The 17,577-nt window shown below is 72.3% G+C and carries 14 protein-coding genes; 5 read left to right on the top strand and 9 right to left on the bottom strand.

Annotated elements, in window-relative coordinates; translation table 11 throughout:
* Positions 1–370: 370 nt before the first annotated feature.
* Together HCC61_RS24195 and wrbA are read right to left on the bottom strand one after the other, a co-directional pair.
* Positions 371–2,227, bottom strand: coding sequence for a glycoside hydrolase family 3 protein (locus HCC61_RS24195; RefSeq protein WP_169138812.1), 1,857 nt, complete (start codon positions 2,225–2,227; stop codon positions 371–373).
* Between the two features lie 307 nt (positions 2,228–2,534).
* The gene (wrbA, locus tag HCC61_RS24200; RefSeq protein WP_169138814.1) at positions 2,535–3,179 is read right to left on the bottom strand and encodes an NAD(P)H:quinone oxidoreductase; all 645 of its coding nucleotides are present in this window, start codon (positions 3,177–3,179) and stop codon (positions 2,535–2,537) included.
* 806 nt (positions 3,180–3,985) lie between these two features.
* Between wrbA and HCC61_RS24205 the strand changes: the two genes are divergently transcribed.
* From HCC61_RS24205 to HCC61_RS24220, 4 genes are all read left to right on the top strand, one after another.
* Complete coding sequence (locus HCC61_RS24205; protein ID WP_169138816.1) at positions 3,986–5,002, top strand: sigma-70 family RNA polymerase sigma factor; 1,017 nt, start codon at positions 3,986–3,988, stop codon at positions 5,000–5,002.
* A gap of 321 nt (positions 5,003–5,323) precedes the next feature.
* Positions 5,324–6,085, top strand: coding sequence for a DeoR/GlpR family DNA-binding transcription regulator (locus HCC61_RS24210; protein ID WP_169139156.1), 762 nt, complete (start codon positions 5,324–5,326; stop codon positions 6,083–6,085).
* Complete coding sequence (pfkB, locus tag HCC61_RS24215) at positions 6,082–7,284, top strand: 1-phosphofructokinase (RefSeq protein WP_169138818.1); 1,203 nt, start codon at positions 6,082–6,084, stop codon at positions 7,282–7,284. The genes HCC61_RS24210 and pfkB overlap by 4 nt, the downstream gene beginning before the upstream one ends.
* Complete coding sequence (locus HCC61_RS24220) at positions 7,284–9,446, top strand: fructose-specific PTS transporter subunit EIIC (RefSeq protein ID WP_169138820.1); 2,163 nt, start codon at positions 7,284–7,286, stop codon at positions 9,444–9,446. The genes pfkB and HCC61_RS24220 overlap by 1 nt, the downstream gene beginning before the upstream one ends.
* A gap of 134 nt (positions 9,447–9,580) precedes the next feature.
* Here the strand turns inward: HCC61_RS24220 and HCC61_RS24225 are convergent, their stop codons facing one another.
* Positions 9,581–10,639: a P1 family peptidase gene (locus HCC61_RS24225; protein ID WP_169138822.1), complete on the bottom strand. Its 1,059-nt coding sequence runs from the start codon at positions 10,637–10,639 to the stop codon at positions 9,581–9,583.
* A gap of 44 nt (positions 10,640–10,683) precedes the next feature.
* Here HCC61_RS24225 and HCC61_RS24230 point away from each other — a divergent pair, with 44 nt between their 5' ends.
* Positions 10,684–10,905: a hypothetical protein gene (locus tag HCC61_RS24230; protein ID WP_169138824.1), complete on the top strand. Its 222-nt coding sequence runs from the start codon at positions 10,684–10,686 to the stop codon at positions 10,903–10,905.
* 157 nt (positions 10,906–11,062) lie between these two features.
* Here HCC61_RS24230 and mscL read toward each other — a convergent pair whose 3' ends face one another.
* From mscL to HCC61_RS24265, 6 genes are all read right to left on the bottom strand, one after another.
* Entirely contained in the window at positions 11,063–11,593 is a 531-nt protein-coding gene (mscL, locus tag HCC61_RS24235; protein WP_169139158.1) for a large conductance mechanosensitive channel protein MscL, read from the bottom strand.
* An 84-nt stretch (positions 11,594–11,677) separates the two neighbouring features.
* Positions 11,678–12,427, bottom strand: coding sequence for a hypothetical protein (locus HCC61_RS24240; RefSeq protein WP_240969255.1), 750 nt, complete (start codon positions 12,425–12,427; stop codon positions 11,678–11,680).
* 161 nt (positions 12,428–12,588) lie between these two features.
* Complete coding sequence (locus HCC61_RS24245) at positions 12,589–13,431, bottom strand: S-methyl-5'-thioadenosine phosphorylase (RefSeq protein ID WP_169138826.1); 843 nt, start codon at positions 13,429–13,431, stop codon at positions 12,589–12,591.
* A 189-nt stretch (positions 13,432–13,620) separates the two neighbouring features.
* Positions 13,621–14,040, bottom strand: coding sequence for an FmdB family zinc ribbon protein (locus HCC61_RS24250; protein WP_169138828.1), 420 nt, complete (start codon positions 14,038–14,040; stop codon positions 13,621–13,623).
* 66 nt (positions 14,041–14,106) lie between these two features.
* Entirely contained in the window at positions 14,107–15,756 is a 1,650-nt protein-coding gene (locus tag HCC61_RS30925; protein ID WP_346777366.1) for an MFS transporter, read from the bottom strand.
* 169 nt (positions 15,757–15,925) lie between these two features.
* The gene (locus HCC61_RS24265; protein ID WP_169139162.1) at positions 15,926–17,431 is read right to left on the bottom strand and encodes a potassium/proton antiporter; all 1,506 of its coding nucleotides are present in this window, start codon (positions 17,429–17,431) and stop codon (positions 15,926–15,928) included.
* Positions 17,432–17,577 lie beyond the last annotated feature (146 nt).

A 17,577-nucleotide genomic window follows, 5' to 3' on the forward strand; every position in this document is an offset into this window, starting at 1 on the left:
TGCGCATCTCCGCACCTGCGCATCTCCGCACGGGTCACGGACCTGTACGGGCCGACCGGCACGGGACCGAGGACCGGCCCCGCGGCGCCAGCCCGCACGCTGCGCGCACCTGCTCCTGACGTGCGCCGCGTGCGCTCCGTATGACGTGTTCGCGTCTCACTGGCCAGGCTCCTGCCGGTGCCGCGCGGCGCCGAGGGACCTTCGGTCCCGAAGAGCGGCCGAAGGTCCCAACCGCACACACCGGCGCCCCGCCCTCCGCCGAGGACGGGGCGCCGCCGCGCCGCTCCCGGACCGCCCGGCGGCCAGGGCCGGACGCCCAGCCCGGGGCCGGATCGGAGCCGGACCGGCCCAGCCCGGACCGGGCCGTTGGTCAGTAGCCCAGCCCGTGCCCGAATTCGTAGAGCGTCCCGTCCGCCTCGTCGAGCGCCGGAATGGAGACCGGGAGCCTGCCGCCCGGGGCGATGTCGCCGTACAAGGCCCGTACGACGGACGCCAGCGACGGCTTGCCGTACGAGAAGGTCGCCAGGAAGGCGGGCACGTCCGGGAAGCGGCGGATGTCGTACGCGTTGCGCACCGCGACCGCCACGACCGGCTTGCCGGTCTTCACCAGCGCCTTGACCAGGCCGGCCTGCGCCGCGCCCTGGTCCGTGGCGGACGCGGCGGCGTTGGTCAGCACGACGGTCACGTCGTGCTCGCCGGCCGCCGTGACGGCCTCCTCCGTCTTCTCCTTGCCGGGCGCCGCCCCGGTCGCCAGCGCAGTGGCCTTCTGGCGCGACCGCTTCGCGACCGTGGCGGCGACGGTGCCGACCTGGTCGGCGTCCCAGCCGGTGACCAGTACGGTGCGGGCCGCTCCGGACAGCGGCAGCGTGCCCTTCTCGTTGCGTACGAGGGTGACGGTGCGGTCGGTGATGCGCGCGGCGTCCGCGGTGTGGCGGCGGCTGCCGACGACGCGCGCCGCCCGGTCCTCGTCGACGTACGGGCGGGGGAAGAGCCCGTTGCGCAGCTTGTGTTCGAGGATGCGCAGCACCGACGCGTCGAGCTGCTCCTCGGAGACCTCGCCGCTTTCGACGGCCTTCAGCACGGCGGCGTGCGCGGTGTCGGCCTTCGGCGCGAGCACCAGCTGGTCGCAGCCCGCCTTCAGGGCCCGTACGGGGGCGACGTCCGGCGGGAAGTCCTCGGTGGCCCCGCCCATGTCGAGCGCGTCGGTGACGATCAGCCCGCCGAAGCCCAGCTCTTCGCGCAGCAGCCCGGTCACGATGGGCTTCGACATGGTGGCCGGGACGCCGCTGGAGTCGAGGGACGGTACGACGATGTGCGCCGTCATGATCGTGTCGACGCCCCGGGCGATGGCGGCACGGAAGGGCGGCAGGTCGGTCTTCTCCAGCTGCTCGCGCGTGTGCTTGATGACGGGCAGCCCGGTGTGGCTGTCGACGTCGGTGTCGCCGTGACCGGGGAAGTGCTTTGCTGCGCTGGCCACTTCGCCCCGGTGGTAGCCGCGTACGGACTCGGCGACCAGCTGCGCGCACAGGTCCGGGTCGGAGCCGAAGGAGCGGACGCCGATGATCGGGTTGTCCGGGTTGATGTTGACGTCGGCGACCGGCGCGTAGTTCTGGTTGATGCCCATCGCGGCCAGCTCGGAGCCGATGATCTCGGACGAGCGGCGCACGTCCGCGCGCGAACGGCCCGCCGCCAGCGCCATGTTGCCCGGCAGCTGTGTCGCGGGCTCGAGCATGCGGTAGACGACGCTGCCGCCCTCCTGGTCGATGGAGACCAGCAAGGGGATGCGGGCACCGGTACGCAGGGCCGCGCGCTGAAGCCCGTTGGAGAGCCCGGCGACCTGGCGCGGGGTGTGGAGATTGTCGGGGCCGCGGCGGGCGTCGAAGTAGATGACGCCGCCCGGGCGGTACTTGGCGATCACCTCCGCCGGCGTCGAAACCCCGTACAGCTCCTTGTTCTTGGCGTGTGAGGAGTTCGCCGCCGTCCCGTAGACCTCGACGACGAAGAGCTGGCCGGTCTTCTCCTTCAGCGACATCCGGCGGAGCAGTGCACGGGCCGCGCGCTCGGTGTCTCCCCGGGCGCGGGAGCCATGTGCGTCCTCGTCGGGGGCGGCCGTGGCCGCGTGCGCCGTGCCTGCCGGGAGGGCGAAGGCCGCGGCGACGCCGGCGGCTCCGGCCCCGGCGAGGATCCGTCTGCGAGTGGTGGACTGCGGGGGCGGCGTCTGATGCATACGAGTGCTCCTCACACGGGGCCGCATGGACCCGGTCATACGGGCTTACGGGCATACGGGAGCGCACATCGTTGCAGCGGGGTGTGGGCAGGACCAGACGCCGCGCGGAAGTTCATCGGTCCAGTCCACTGGCGGGCGGGCGGCGCCGGAGCAGGCGTCGGAGCAAGTGCCGGAAGGGGCGTCGGACGGGCGTCGGCGGGGTGCGTGCGGGGCGGGGGCGCGGGGCCGCGGCGACGTCGGTACGGGCGCCGGCCGGGTGGCACGCGGCCCCGGGCGCGGTGCCCGGGGCCGCGTACCACGAGGACCGTCAGACGGAGAGCCCCGCCTTCACCGCCCGTGCGATCCGGACCACGCGCTCGGCCTGGATGCGCGCGGCGGTACGGGCGGTCTCGTCCACCGGCTTGTCGCCCTGGGCGTCGACGTGCGAGGTGCCGTAGGGGTTGCCGTCGGCGAACTTCGCCGGGTCCGTGTAGCCGGGGGCGACGATGAGGCCGCCGAAGTGGTGGATCGTGTTGTAGAGCGCGAGCAGGGTCGACTCCTGGCCGCCGTGCAGGGTCGCGGAGGAGGCGAAGCCGCTGTAGACCTTGTCGGCCAGCCTCCCCTCGCCCCACAGGCCGCCGAGCTGGTCGAGCACCTGCTTGAGCTGCGACGAGACGTTGCCGAAGCGGGTCGGCGTGCCGAAGAGCACGGCGTCGGCCCAGTCGACGTCGTCGGGCGTGGCCTCGGGTATGCCCGCCGTGGCCCGCTGGTTCTCGGCCCACGCGGGGTTGGAGTCGATCCCGGACTGCGGCGCCAGCTCGGGTGCGCGGCGCAGCCGGATCTCGGCGCCGGCCTTCTCCGCGGCCTCGCTGATCTCCTTGGCGAGGGCGGCGACGGTGCCGGTCGAGGAGTAGTAGACGACGGCGACCTTGACCTGCTCGGAGCCGGCGCCGGCCGGTGTCGGGGTGCTCATGGAACTCCTGTCCAAGTGACTTGCTGTTTCGCTGAGTTCGCGCGTTCGCGCGCGCTCTCGGTGTTCGCTGTCTCCGCGGTGCTGCGGTGCCACGGACACGCGTCTTTACGCACGCTCTCGCGAGGAGAGTGAGTCCGTGTTCGCGTGTTCGTTGAAGACGCAACTACCGTTGAAGGCCCAACTACCCACTGCCTGCCGCGAATCACTGGCGGATCGCTGTGACTCGGGGCACAAGGAGTGTTCTCGAGTGGCACAGGAGACGCGGGAGACGCCGGAGATCTGAAGCGGAAGAGGGGCGTACGGCATCTACCGGGCGGCCGCCGGCGACGGGACCGGCGGGAGAATGGCCGGATGCGGCCCCACCGGTTCCGGTTGGCCCGCGGGGAGAAGATCCCTCCCGGCATCGAGCCGTGCGCGGGGCCGGTTTTTCCGTACGAGCCGGGGCAGGCGTGCAACCAATGGCCCCTCCGAGTCGTCTCTAGGGGGAGAGCAGTCAGTCATGCCGCTGCTCAGCGGCTGTGGCGAACGGTGCCGAAGACGGTGGACGGCTCGCCGTGCGGAGTCCGCGAGGACCGCGCGGGCCTTCGGAACTTCCCCCCGGCACCCGCTCCGGCCAGGCCTCCAGCGCCGTATCCGCTGTCCCTCCCCGGGGCGGCCGGACAGGGTACTGCATGATCAGGAAAATGACGCGGCGGTTGGGAATTAAGTCCGGTTTCCGCTCGTTGATTCCTACGGATGGGGGCACCCGATGAGTGCCCGGCAAGCCACCGACCAGTTTGATTGAGTCCACTCGCAAGGGAGCACGCATGGCAACCCGTGCCGTCGCCCGTCGTCAGGCCACCACGACCGGTGCCACTGACACGGCAAGCAGTGTTCGCGCCGCTGGCAGCGAAGTCGCGGACCGCGACCTGGTCGGCATGTATCTCGACGAGATCGCGCGCACACCGCTGCTCGACGCGGCCAAGGAGGTCGAGCTGTCGCTCGCCATCGAGGCGGGGGTCTACGCCCGGCGAATACTGGACAAGGCGGAGGAGCCGCTGAGCGACGACTCGGCGAGCGCGACCGCGACCCGCGAGGAGCTGGAAGCGATCGTCGCCGAGGGCGAGCGCGCCAAGGACGTCTTCATCCGCTCCAACCTGCGCCTCGTCGTCGCCGTCGCCAGGCGCTATCCGCGCAGCGGGCTGCCCCTGCTGGACCTGATCCAGGAGGGCAATGCCGGCCTGGTCCGCGCGGTCGAGAAGTTCGACTACCGCAAGGGCTTCAAGTTCTCCACGTACGCGACGTGGTGGATCCGTCAGGCCATCACGCGTTCCATCGCCGACCAGTCCCGGACCATCCGGCTTCCCGTGCACCTCGTGGAGGAGCTGGGCCGCATCCGTCGCGTCCAGCGCGAGTTCAACAGGGAGCACGGGCGTGAGCCGGAGCCCGAGGAGGTCGCGGCAGAGCTGAGCTCCACGCCCGAGCGCATCGTCGACGTCCTGGACTGGGCACGCGACCCGGTCAGCCTGAACATGTCGGTCGACGACGAGGGCGAGACGCAGTTCGGCGACCTGCTGGAGGACACCTCCGCCGATTCGCCCGAGCAGTCGGTGCTGACGCTGCTGCGCCGTGAGGAGCTGGACGGGCTCATCGGCCGCCTCGACTCCCGTACCGCCTCGATCATCAAGGCGCGCTACGGCATGGTCGACGGGCGTGAGCGCACGCTGACCGAGGTCGGCAAGCAGCACGGTCTGACGCGTGAGCGCATCCGGCAGATCGAGAAGCACGCGCTGCTGGAGCTGAAGAAGCTCGCCACGGACACCGGCTTCGACGCGGCGGCCTGACGCGGCGGTCTGACGCGGCGGTCTGACCGGCGCGGAGGCCTGTGCGTGGCGAAGTGCACAGTGAGGTGCGCGGTGAGGTGCGCGGTGTACGGACGGCTGAGCGCGCGGTGAGCAGCGGCCGCCGAGCCGCTTCAGATACGGGTCCCGGTGCCTTCCCCCGAGCGCCGGGACTCTTCTCTGCCCGGATCTTCGCCTCCCTCCGGTGTCCGTGTGTGTCCGTTCTCGCGCCCAGGTGTGCCCGGATGTGTTTACTTTCCGCTTCGGCGGCCGTAACGTGCCCGCGAAGTGACACGTCCGGGCATGGAACGGAACCGAAGCCACATGTACGCACCGGAGCGCCAGCAGGAGATCCTCCGGCTCGCACAGCAGCGAGGCCGAGTCGAAGTGCTCGCGCTCGCGCAGGAGTTCCAGGTCACGGCCGAGACCGTACGGCGTGATCTGAAGGCCCTCGACCGGGCCGGCGTGATCCGGCGTGTGCACGGCGGCGCCATACCCGCAGGCCGCCTCGACTTCGAACCCGACCTCAACGAACGCGAAACCGCCGCCCCCGACGAAAAGGACCGCATCGCGCGGGCCGCCCTCGGTGAACTGCCGTCCGAGGGCAGCGTCCTCCTCGACGCCGGGTCGACGACCGGACGCCTCGCCGCGTCGGTCCCCGTCGACGCCGCGCTCACGGTCGTCACCCACGCCCTCCCGCTGGCCGCCAGGCTGGCCGACCATCCGGGGATCGACCTGCACATCGTGGGCGGCCGCGTACGTCACCGCACCCGCGCCGCCGTCGACGCGTGGGCCCTGCGCACCTACGGCGAGATCAACGCCGACCTCCTCTTCCTCGCCACCAACGGCTTCTCCCTGGAAGGCGGCCTCACCACCCCCGATCTGGCCGAGGCCGCCGTCAAACGCGCGGTGAGGGCGGCAGCGCGCAGGGTCGTGCTGCTCGCCGATTCCAGCAAGTACGGGCGTGAGCACTTCGCCCGCTTTGGCGGCCTCGACGACGTCGACCTGCTCATCACCGACACCGGCCTCGCCGCGGAGGACGCCCGCGCGATCGAGAGCAAGGGGACGGAGGTGAGGCGGGTATGAGCGGCGACCAGGCAGAGCACGGCCCGGGGCCCGCGGCCTCCCGCGCCTCCGGCGAGGAGGACGCTGCGGAGACCGGCGGTCCGGCCGGTACTGCCGGTCCTGCCGGTGCCGTCGTCACCGTCACCCCCAACCCCAGCCTGGACCGTACGTACGAGATCGCCGGGCTGGCCCGCGGAGCCGTGCTGCGTGCCGAAGCGGACCGTGTCGACCCCGGCGGCAAGGGCGTCAACGTCTCTCGTGCCCTGGCCGCCGCGGGAAGCAGCACGGTCGCCGTGCTGCCGCTCGGCGGGCCCGAAGGCGCCCTGCTCGCCCAGCTGTTGGGGCGCAGGGGCATCGAGGTGGCCGGTGTGCCCGTACGCGAGTCGACCCGTGTCAACATCTCGCTGGCCGAACCCGACGGCAGCCTCACCAAGATCAACGCGCCCGGTCCGCAGCTCAGCGCCGATGAGGCCGAGGCGCTGCTGGAGGCGGCGGGAGAACGCGCCACAGGTGCGGGGGCCTCCTGGATCGTGTGCAGCGGCAGCCTTCCCCGCGGGCTGCCTCCCGGCTGGTACGCGGGGCTCGTCGCGCGCGTGCACGAGCACGGCGTACGCATCGCCCTGGACACGTCCGGGCCCGCCCTACGCGCCGCCCTGCGGGAGCGGCCGGACGTGATCAAACCCAACGCCGGCGAACTCGCCGAGGCCGTCGGCCGTCCCCTGGCCACCGTGGGCGACGCGGTGAAGGCCGCGGAGGAACTGCGCGGCGCCGGTGCCGGAGCTGTACTCGCCAGCCTCGGAGCCACCGGGCAACTGCTGGTCGACGCGAGCGGAACGTACTTCGGCAGCGCACCGTCCGTCCCCGTACGCAGCGATGTGGGCGCCGGTGACGCTTCGCTCGCCGGATTCCTCGGCGCCGGCGGCGCCGGGCCGCGGGCCCTGGCCCCCGCGGTGGCACACGGTCTGGCGGCGGTGCAACTGCCGGGCAGCGAGATGCCACGTCCCGCCGATCTCCGTCCCGGCCAGGTGACAGTGACGGCAGAACCACCCCTCGACCATCCCCTCGGCCGGCCGCTGGACCACCCCGTGGACCACCGCGGCCGGAACGAGGACCACAACCAGGACCAGGGCCCGGGCCGGGGCCCGGGCCGGGGCCCGGACCACGACGTGCACCACCCCTTGAGCCGTCCCCTGCCCGACAGCGCCGATGGAGCCGTGTGATGAGCCAGTTGATCAAAGCGGAGCTGGTCGACCTCGACCTGACCGCCGACACCAAGGACGAAGCCGCACGTTCGCTCGCGGAGCGGATGCTCGCCGAGGGGCGGATCACCGACCTCGACGGATTCCTGGAGGACGTGGCCGCCAGGGAGGCCCAGATGCCCACGGGACTCGAAGGTGGGATCGGGATACCCCACTGCCGCAGCGCACACGTGACCCAACCCACGCTGGCCTTCGGCCGCGCGGCGGCACCCGTCGACTTCGGGGCCGAGGACGGGCCGGCCGACCTGATCTTCCTGATCGCCGCACCCGACGGGGCCGACAGCGACCACCTCGGCATACTCTCCCGGCTCGCCAGGCACCTCGCCGACGAGGACTTCGCCCGGGTCCTGCGCTCCGTCGCCGACCCCGAACGGGCCGCGGCCCTCATACGCGGCGACGCGACGGCGGACGACGCCGGAAGCCCGGAAGCCGGATCGCCGGGGGACGAGACCCCAGAAGAGACCCCACCCGAGCCGACGCCGGAGCCGAAGCCGGCCTCGGAGCGGGAAGCGGAGCCCGGGACGGCACCGGAGCCGGTCCCGGAACCGGCGGGCACCGGGGGCGGGCCGGAGAGCGAAGGCGGCGCCTCGGGCCGCCCCTTCCGCATCGTCGCCGTGACCTCCTGCCCCACCGGGATCGCCCACACGTACATGGCCGCCGAGTCCCTGGAGCGCGCCGGGCGCGAAGCCGGTGCCGAAGTCACCGTCGAGACACAGGGATCCGCGGGATTCGAGCGCCTGGACCCGGCCGTCATCGCCGCCGCGGACGGCGTGATCTTCGCGCACGACGTGGAGGTCCGCGAACGGGAACGCTTCGGGGGCAAGCCCACTGTCGACGCGGGCGTCAAGTCCGCGATCAACCGTCCCGCCGAACTCGTCGCCGAGGTACGGGCCAAGGCCGAACGCGGAGAGGTCTCCGGGACCGCCACCCGCACGGGGGGCGGCGCTGACGCACCCGTGGACCGCGCGGGAGAACCGGGTGACGGTTACGGCACCCGCCTTCGCAAGTGGCTGATGACGGGCGTGAGTTACATGGTCCCGTTCGTCGCCGCAGGGGGTCTGCTCATCGCCATCTCCTTCGCGGTCGGCGGCTACCACATCACCGACGCCAAGTCCGTCGCCGACCACTTCGCATGGGCCGAACTCCACAGCTGGGCGGCCCTGTTCAACCAGGTCGGGCAGCTCGCCTTCAGCTTCCTCGTGCCGGTGCTCGCCGGATACATCGCCTACGGCATGGCCGACCGGCCGGGACTGGTGCCGGGCTTCGTCGGCGGCGCCGTGGCCGTCCAGATCGAAGCCGGCTTCCTCGGCGGACTGGTCGCCGGTCTCCTGGCGGGCGCACTCGTGAGGAGCATCCAACGCATCGACGTACCACGCGTGTTGCGGGGCATCATGCCCGTGGTGGTGATCCCGCTGCTGTCCTCGGCCGTCGTCGGCACGCTCATGTTCGTGGTCATCGGCAAGCCGGTGGCCACCGCGCAGAAGGCCATGACCGACTGGCTCGGCTCCCTCACCGGCGCCAACGCCGTACTGCTCGGGCTCCTCATCGGGCTGATGATGTGCTTCGACCTGGGCGGCCCGGTCAACAAGGTCGCCTACACCTTCGCCACCGGAGGCATCGCCACCTCCGACCCGGGCAACGGCAGCCTGACCGTGATGGCTGCCGCCATGGCCGCCGGAATGGTGCCGCCGCTCGGCATGGCTCTCGCGACCGTCGTACGCGGCAGGCTCTTCACCACCGCTGAGCGCGAGAACGGCAAGGCCGCCTGGGTGCTCGGGGCCTCCTTCATCACGGAGGGCGCCATCCCCTTCGCCGCCGCCGACCCGCTGCGAGTGATCCCCTCGTCCATGGCGGGCGGTGCCGTGACGGGCGCACTGACGATGGCCTTCGGCAGCACGCTGCGGGCACCTCACGGCGGTGTGTTCGTCGTGCCGCTCATCGGCTCCCCGTTGCAGTACCTCCTGGCGATCGCCGTCGGTACGGCCGTCACCACCGGTCTCGTCGTACTCCTCAAGGGAGCCCGGGAGCGCAGGAGTTCCGGCGCCGGGACCCCTGCCGCACGGAGCGGCGGGTCGCAGGACGAGCAGCGCGAGGAGACCGCCGGCACGGCCGTGCCCGCCTGACCGGCGCCTGCTCGGACGTGGCCCGCCGGGCTCCGGCCCCGGCGGGCGCCGCCCGTACGGCACCTGCCGCCCGTACGGCACCCGTTTCCGTCCGTACGCCATGAGCCGCACGAACGCGGACGGCGGTCGGGCGACTAGGGCCGCCCGTACAGGTCCCGGTAGGACGGGAAGACGCCGCCCGGACCGTCCACTCCCTCGGCGGCGAGCACGGCCTTGACCATCGCCCTGGTCAGCGCGTCCGCCGCCGCGGCCAGCAGATCGTTGAACTCCCCGTCGGCCAGGGCGCGTTCGCCCGTGGCCAGGCTGAAGACCGTGTCGCCGTCGTGCATGAGGTGGACCGGCCGAACCGCGCGGGCCAGCCCGTCGTGGGCCGTCCCCGCAGCCTTCCGCGCCTGGGCACGCGTCAGCACCGCGTCCGTCGCGATCACCGCCAGCGTCGTGTTGAGCGGCGGACGCAGCACACCCGCGGACCGCTGTCGCGTCTCCTCCCGCGCCTGTGCCAGCCGGCGCTGCGCCTCCGTGTGCGTACTCTCCCCGGGCACCGGGGGAGGCCGGTCGTCCCACAACTCCCCGTAGAGGACGCCCGTGCCCGGATGTACGGCCATGCCCGCCGCGTTCACAGCCGTGACCGCGCCGACGGTGACTCCCGAGGCCAGCACGGTGCTCGCCGTGCCCGTCCCGCCCTTCATGCCGCCCACCACGGCACCCGTGCCCGCGCCGACATTGCCCTGCCGCACGGGCGCTCCCGGCTCCGCGGACGCCGCGTCCTCCACCGCTTCCCGCCCCAGAGCCGCGTCCGGCCGGGCCCGCCAGTCGCCGCCACGGCCGAGGTCGAAGAGGACGGCCGCCGGAACCACGGGAACCACCTGCGACGGATCCGGCCCCACCGGTACGCCGCGCCCCTGCTCCTCCAGCCAACTCACCACGCCCGAGGCCGAGTCGAGCCCGAAGGCGCTGCCACCGGTGAGCACCACCGCGTGGATGCGCTCCACGACGTTCCGCGGATCCAGGGCGTCGGTCTCCCGGGTGCCGGGGGCGCCGCCACGGGAGTCGACACCGGCGACGGCGCCGCCCTCCGGAGCCAGCACCACCGTCGTGCCGGTCAGCCATCCCGGACGGTCGTCCGCCGCCCGCTGCGCATGGCCGATCCGCATGCCCGGCACATCCGTCAGAGCGTCCTGAGGAGCAGTCATACGGCATGGATACCAGGTGCTCAGGGACGCCGTACCCTTCTTGCATGACCACCGGTCCGCAGCATCCCGACGACCCCGCCGCACGGCTCCAGTTCGACGATCCGCTCAGCATGCGCTCGGCGGACGACACCGACAGCGGCTGGGGCGAGGCCCGGTCCGGCGACGGCGGTACGGCCACGGGCAGCGGGCCCCGCGGCTCGCGGCAGGGGGAGGCCGACGCGGACCTGGCTCGCTTCCTTGAGGAGAAGCCGCCGCACCACCTCTGAGCCCGGCCCTCGGCCGCACTGCCAACGGCCGTACCGCCGTCAGTCGCCCGGCCGTCCGCCGCGCCGCTGTCGGCCGCATCGCTGTCGGCCGCATCGCTGTCGGCCGCACCGCCAAGAGCCGTATCGCAGCCGGCAGAGCGACGGTCCGCCGGCTCGGCTACCGCTTCTCCGTGCTCACCCCTTGCCGCCCGTCGTCCCCGCCGCGCTGCTGCCCGAGCGAGCCTGCCGCGGTCCCGGAGCCGTCGCGCCGGTCGGCCAGCAGATCGCGGATCTCCGTCAGCAGATCGACCTCGCTCACCTCGGGCGGCGCCTCCGGCGTGGCCTTCCGCGCGGCCAGCCGCTCCTTGTACCTGGTCATCGGAAGGATCATGAGGAAGTAGACGACCGCGGCCGTGATCAGGAACGTCAGCGAAGCACTCAGCACGGGGCCCCAGTTGATCGGGACGCCGCTCGTCACCTCGCCCGTCGTCGGGTTGGTCTGGCAGGGCTCCTTCAGGCAGGAGCTGTACTTCTCCAGGTCCTTCGTGCCTATCGCACCGACAAGAGGGTTGATCAGGCCTTTGACGACGGAGTCGACGATCTTGCTGAAGGCCGTGCCGACGACGACCGCGACCGCCAGCTCGACCACGTTGCCCCGCATCAGGAATTCCTTGAATCCCGTCAGCAGGCCCTTCTTCTCGCTTTCCACAGCTGACACGCTCTACGACCTGTCTCTCGTCGTCCGGAGTTGTGAGGCACGCACCGCGGCACGCGGGGCGGCCGGAGCGGGGGATCAGCACAGCGTCACCGCCAGCCTGCCCGCGGCCCCCGCGCCCGCGAGCGCGGTCGCCGTCCTGCGGGGCACCCTGAGCACGACGAGCGCGCCGTTGTCCTCTGCACCGACCGGCCCAGTCTCCACGGACCCGGGCAATCGATCCACCCGCGCGCCCCTGGCCACGACCCTGGCGGGCTCGGTGCCGTCCGCGCCGGCGATCACGTCGACCCGGTCTCCCGGGCGCAGCAGCCGTACCGTCGCGGCGTCGGCGATCCGCACCGGTGCCGAGACCCCGGCCGAGGCCGTGGCCGAATGCTCCCGCGCGCTCGGCGGGCGTCCAACGCCCCGGGACGTGGCGGCAGTCGGAACCCGGGCGGAGGCCCGTCCGGCCTCGGTGTGAGCAGGCCCGGAACGGTCGCCGCGGGCGATCTGAGCCGACAGGGCCGCCGCGGCGACGGCGAGCCCCGCGGCCGTGACGCGTCGCTTTCCGTGCGTGAGCCGCCGCAGACGGTGTCCTCCGCGTGACCCGGGACGCACCGGTGTGAAATCCGCCACCGCATGCGGGCCGGGGACGGATCCGGAGCGATGGCGGAAGCCCTGGTACCGCGGATCGCGCGCCTCGCTGCCGCCACCGCCGCCGACGTCACCGCCACCGTCACCGTCACCGTCACCGCCCCAGCGTCCGCCCGCGCCGTGCACGCCGTCGCCGTTGCGGCTGTTGCCGCCCTTGCCGTCGTTGTCGCCGTGCGAGCCGAAGTGCCGGGCCATCACGATCACCGCCTGCCGTCAGAGCCCCGGAGATTCCGTCCGATCTTCCGGAGCCAGACTGCACGCATCGTGAAGTCGCCGCAGAAATCAGCCCAGTTCTGTGGAAAACCAGGCAGTTGTGGATGAAGCCGTCACCCGAAGGCGGCGCGGCTGCCGACCGGCTAGTCCAGCAGGCCCGGGAGTTCGATGCCGGGGTCCATGCCGCCTAGCGCCTGCGCGCATCCGCAGTCACGCTTCTCGGGGAGCTTCGCCACCGCGTCGAAGAGCACGTTCCGCAGGCGTCCGACGTTCTTCCCGAACACGCGCAGCACCTCTTCGTGCGAGACCCCCTCGCCGCTCTCCGCCCCGGCGTCAAGGTCCGTTACGAGCGTCAACGACGAGTAGCAGAGCCCGAGTTCGCGGGCGAGCACGGCCTCCGGGTGGCCCGTCATGCCCACCACGGACCAGCCCTGCGCGGCGTGCCACAGCGACTCCGCCCGCGTGGAGAAGCGCGGGCCCTCGACCACGCACAGCGTCCCGCCGTCCACCGCTTCCCAGTCGTGCTCGCGCGCGGCGGCCAGCGAAGCCTGCCGCCCGCTCTCGCAGTACGGATCGGCGAAGGTCACGTGCACGACGTGCGGCGTCGTGCCGTCGGGCAGCGGCTCGCCGTCGAAGTACGTCTGCGCCCGCGACTTGGTGCGGTCCACCAGCTGGTCCGGCACGAGCAGCGTGCCCGGCCCGTACTCCGGGCGAAGGCCCCCGACCGCGCACGGGCCCAGCACCTGCCGGGCCCCCACGGAGCTCAACGCCCACATGTTCGCGCGGTAGTTGATGCGGTGCGGCGGCAGATGGTGCTTGCGGCCGTGCCGCGGCAGGAAGGCGACGCGGCGTCCGGCCAGCTCGCCGATGAAGAGCGAGTCGCTAGGTTCGCCGTATGGGGTGTCGACCGTGACCTCGGTCACGTCGTCGAGGAAGGAGTAGAAGCCGGAACCCCCGACGACGCCGATCTCTGCCTGTTCACTCATGCCGGTCACCCTACGGGGCGCCGGTCTGCGTGCGCTGCCGGAACGTGAGGCCGGCAGAGACCGGAATCCGGGGGCGGTCGAGACCGGCCACCAGGGCACGCGAAGAGCCGTCTCAGGCCGCCCGGACCGGGCCCTCGCGGGGCCGCGGCATCTCGGATCAGCAGGGTTCCAGCAGGGCTCTCCCGGGGCTCAAGCCGCCGAAGTGCCCGCCTTGGTCGTGCTCTTGGAGCCGCCGGACGAACCCGAACCCGACGACGAGCCGGACTTCGACGAGTCCGAGGAGCCCGATCCGGACTTGGAGTCCGAGGACGAGGAGGAAGACGAATCGGAGGACGACGAGGACGACGAGCCGGAACCCGACGACGAGTCGCCGCTGCCGCCGGACGAGGAGTCCGAGGAGCCGGCGGAGGACTTGCTGCCGCCCGAGGAGGAGTTGCGGCTGTCGTTCCGGTAGAAGCCGGAGCCCTTGAAGACGATGCCGACCGCCGAGAACACCTTCTTCAGGCGGCCCTCACAGCTGGGGCACTCGGTCAGCGAATCGTCGGTGAACTTCTGCACCACCTCGAGGCCCTCGCCGCACTCGGTGCACTGGTACTGGTACGTCGGCACGTTCTCCTCCTGGCACTCTTACTCGGTGAGTGCTAACGACGCTCCATAGTGCAGCATTCCCGCGCCTCAGTCCACTGGGACCGCTGGACGGTGATCCACCCCACCCGCGTGGGACCGTTCGTCCGCGCCGACGGCCAGCCGCCGGCGGAAGAGGACGAGAGCGGTAAGCGCGAGCCCCGTACCGGCGAGCGGCACGAAGAAGCCCGCGCCGGCGCCCGCGGCGTCCGTCAGCTGGCCCGCCGCCATCGACCCCGAGGCCTGCCCGAGCGCCACCGCCCCGGTCAGCCAGGTGAACGCCTCCGTACGGAAGGCCGCCGGCACCAGCAGCTCGACCAGCGTGAAGCCCGTGATCATGGAGGGGGCGACCCACAGCCCCAGCCACAGCCCCAGGCCGCCCAACAGGGACAGCCACGGGGCGAGTTGGGCCGTCACCGCCAGCGTGAGCGCGGCGAGGACGAGCAACGGGTAGGCGATCAGCAGCCGGACGTCGGCGCTGCGCCGCCAGCGCACCGTCCCCACGGCGAGTGCGGCCGACATGTTGCCCGCCGCGAAGACGCCGTACAGCACGCCGTTGAGCTCCGGGGCGCCCGCGGCCTCCGTGAACGCCGCGACCGACACCTGCATGCCGCCGAACACCGTGCCGATGCCGAGCAGTACGGCGATGAGGACGCGGACGCCGCGGACGCCGAGTGCTGACCGGACACCGGGCGACGACTGGACGCCGGGCGCCGACCGGGCACCGGGCGTCGACCGGGCGCCGTCGCCGTCGCGCTCTACGCTCCCGCGTTCACCGGCCGCACGCTCCTCGCTCCCGCGTTCCTCGCTCCCGCGTTCATCGAGCCCACGGCCACCGTCTTCGCGGCTGCCGCTTCCCCCGTGCACGCGCCGCGCGGAGCCGCGCACCTCGGGCTGGGTGCTCCGCTGGGCCGCGAAGAGCAGCCCGCTGCCCAGCATCAGCGCGACCTCCGCAACCAGTCCGGCCGCCGGGTGCACCGCAGTGCACAGGGCCGTCGTCAGTACGGGCCCGACGACGAAGCTGAACTCGTCCGTCACCGACTCGAAGGCCGCCGCCGTCGTCATCAGCGAGGAGCCTCGCGAACCCTCCGCCCGGCCCTTCGCGCGTACGCCGCCCCCGGCCTGGCCTGCCCCGACCCCGACCCCGTCCCGGTCCCGGTCCGTCCCGTCCCCCGCGCCCGTCTCTCCGCCGTCCCCGCCGTCCCCGTCGTCCCTGTCGTCTCCGCCGTCCCCGTCGTCCCCTGCCCCGCCCGTGCCGCGCAGGGATGCCGACCAGCGGGCCCGCACCATCGGGCTGATCTGCGGAATGCTCGCCCCGGCGGGCACCGCGGCGGCGAAGAGCGTCCACAGCGGCGCCCCGCCCAGCGCCAGCGCGATCAGCGCCGAGACCGACAGCGCGTGCAGCAGTACGTAGGGGACCAGCACCACCCCCTGCCCGAACCGGTCGGCGAGCTTGCCGCCCTGCGGAGCGAGCAGCGCCATGGAGACCCCGGACAGGGCGATGACGATGCCCGCAGCCCCGTACGAGCCGGTGGTGTGCTCGACCAGAAGCACCGTGCCGACGCCGAGCATCGCGATCGGCTGGCGGGCCAGGAAGCCCGGTATCAGGAAGCGCCATGCGCCGGGCGTGCGCAGCAGGGCGCCGTATCCGTGGCCGGAGCCCGTACGGCGGTCTCCCGTCTCTGTGGCCGGGGTTGCCACGGCCGAGCCTCTCTGCCGCCTGGTAGCGCACGCCGACCGCGCCGAAGGCTGTCCTCTCGCGCGGCACCTGCGGGCGCGCCAGCCCTGCGTCAGGCGGGAACGGTGAATTCCCTTACGGGCAGGAGGATAACGGCCGTATCCGCACCCCGGGCCCCCGTTGCCGACCCGGCTACTTCCTGCGCGGGGTGTCCCGCAGCCATCCCGCGAGCTTGCCGCCCCGTCCCACGTCCAGCAGCCGCTGCTCGGTCTGGTCGCGCACCGCGTCCGTGGCAACGACCAGCAGTTCGTCGCCGTGCCGCAGCATCGTCGTCGGCAGCGGTACGAAGCTGCTGCCGTTCCGCACGACCAGCGTGACGGCGGCGCCCGGCGGCAGCCGCAGCTCCGTGACCTCGACGCCGTGCATCTTGGAGTGCTTCGGGATCGCCACGGACAGCAGATGGCCCCGCAGCCTCTCCAGCGGCGCGGACTCGATGTCCACGTCCAGTGGTTCCTCGCTGTCGCTGAGGTTCAGCTTGCGCGCGACCCAGGGCAGGGTCGGTCCCTGTACCGCGGTGAAGATGATCACGAGCATGAAGACGATGTTGAAGATGCGTTCGCTGTCGTGGACTTCGGCGACCCGCGGAATCGTCGCCAGCACGATGGGGACCGCACCGCGCAGCCCCGCCCAGGAGATCAGCGCCTGGTCCCGCAGTCGCCGCCCGAAGGGGAGCAGGCTGACCACCACCGACAGCGGGCGGGCCACGAGGGTCAGCGCGAGCCCGACGCCGATCGCCGGCCAGAAGTCGTCGAGAAGGTCGTGCGGCGTGGCCAGCAGGCCCAGCAGCACGAAGAGCCCGATCTGCGCGATCCACGCCAGCCCGTCGGCGAAGCCCCGTACGGCAGGGCGGTGCGGGAGTCTCGCGTTGCCCAGGATCAGCGCCGTGACGTAGACCGCGAGGAAACCGGAGCCGTGCAGTATCGCGCCGCCCGCGTACGACAGCACGCACAGCGCCATCACGGCGATCGGATAGAGACCGGAGGCGGGCAGTGCCACCCTGCCCAGGCCCAGTTCGCCGAGCCTGCCGATCACCAGCCCCACGACCAGCCCGATGGCCAGCTCCAGCAGGATCTCGCCGACGAGCAGATACCGGTTCTCCGGCGCGAACGGGACCCGGGAGAAGGCGACGACGAGGATTACCACCGGTGCGTCGTTGAACCCCGACTCGGCCTCCAGCACGCCCGCCAGCCGCTTCGGCAGCGGCACCTTGCGCAGCACGGAGAAGACGGCGGCGGCGTCGGTGGAGGAGACGACGGCGCCCATCAGCAGCGCCGCCTGCCAGTCGAGACCGATGAGGAAGTGCGCGGCGGAGGCGGTGACCAGCACGCTGACCCCGACGCCGACGGTGGAGAGCACGGCGGCGGACGGCACGGCCGGGCGGATCTCACGCCACTTGGTGCTCAGCCCGCCCTCGGTGAGGATCACGACCAGCGCCGCGTAGCCGAGGGTGCGGGTCAGCTCGGCGTTGTCGAACTCCACGCCCAGACCGTCCTGTCCGAGCGCGATGCCGATGCCGAGATAGACGAGCAGACTCGGCAGCCCGCTGCGGGAGGAGAGTCTTACCGCCGCGACCGCGAACAGCAGGACCAGGGTGCTGAGTAGGAGCAGGTGGTTGAGGCGGTCGACACTCAGGGGCAGATCCTCTCTCTAGGTCGAAGCGCGAAGTCCGTTCCAGATCCGCCAGTTCGTTCGTGTGGCTAACAATTTACCATTGCTTGAATGTCGCGGACGGATCGGCGATGACTCCCTGTGTAGTGCCGCTCCGGCTCCGCCTATGGTTGGTC

This window comes from Streptomyces sp. HNM0575, assembly GCF_012726265.1.
Lineage (GTDB): Bacteria > Actinomycetota > Actinomycetes > Streptomycetales > Streptomycetaceae > Streptomyces.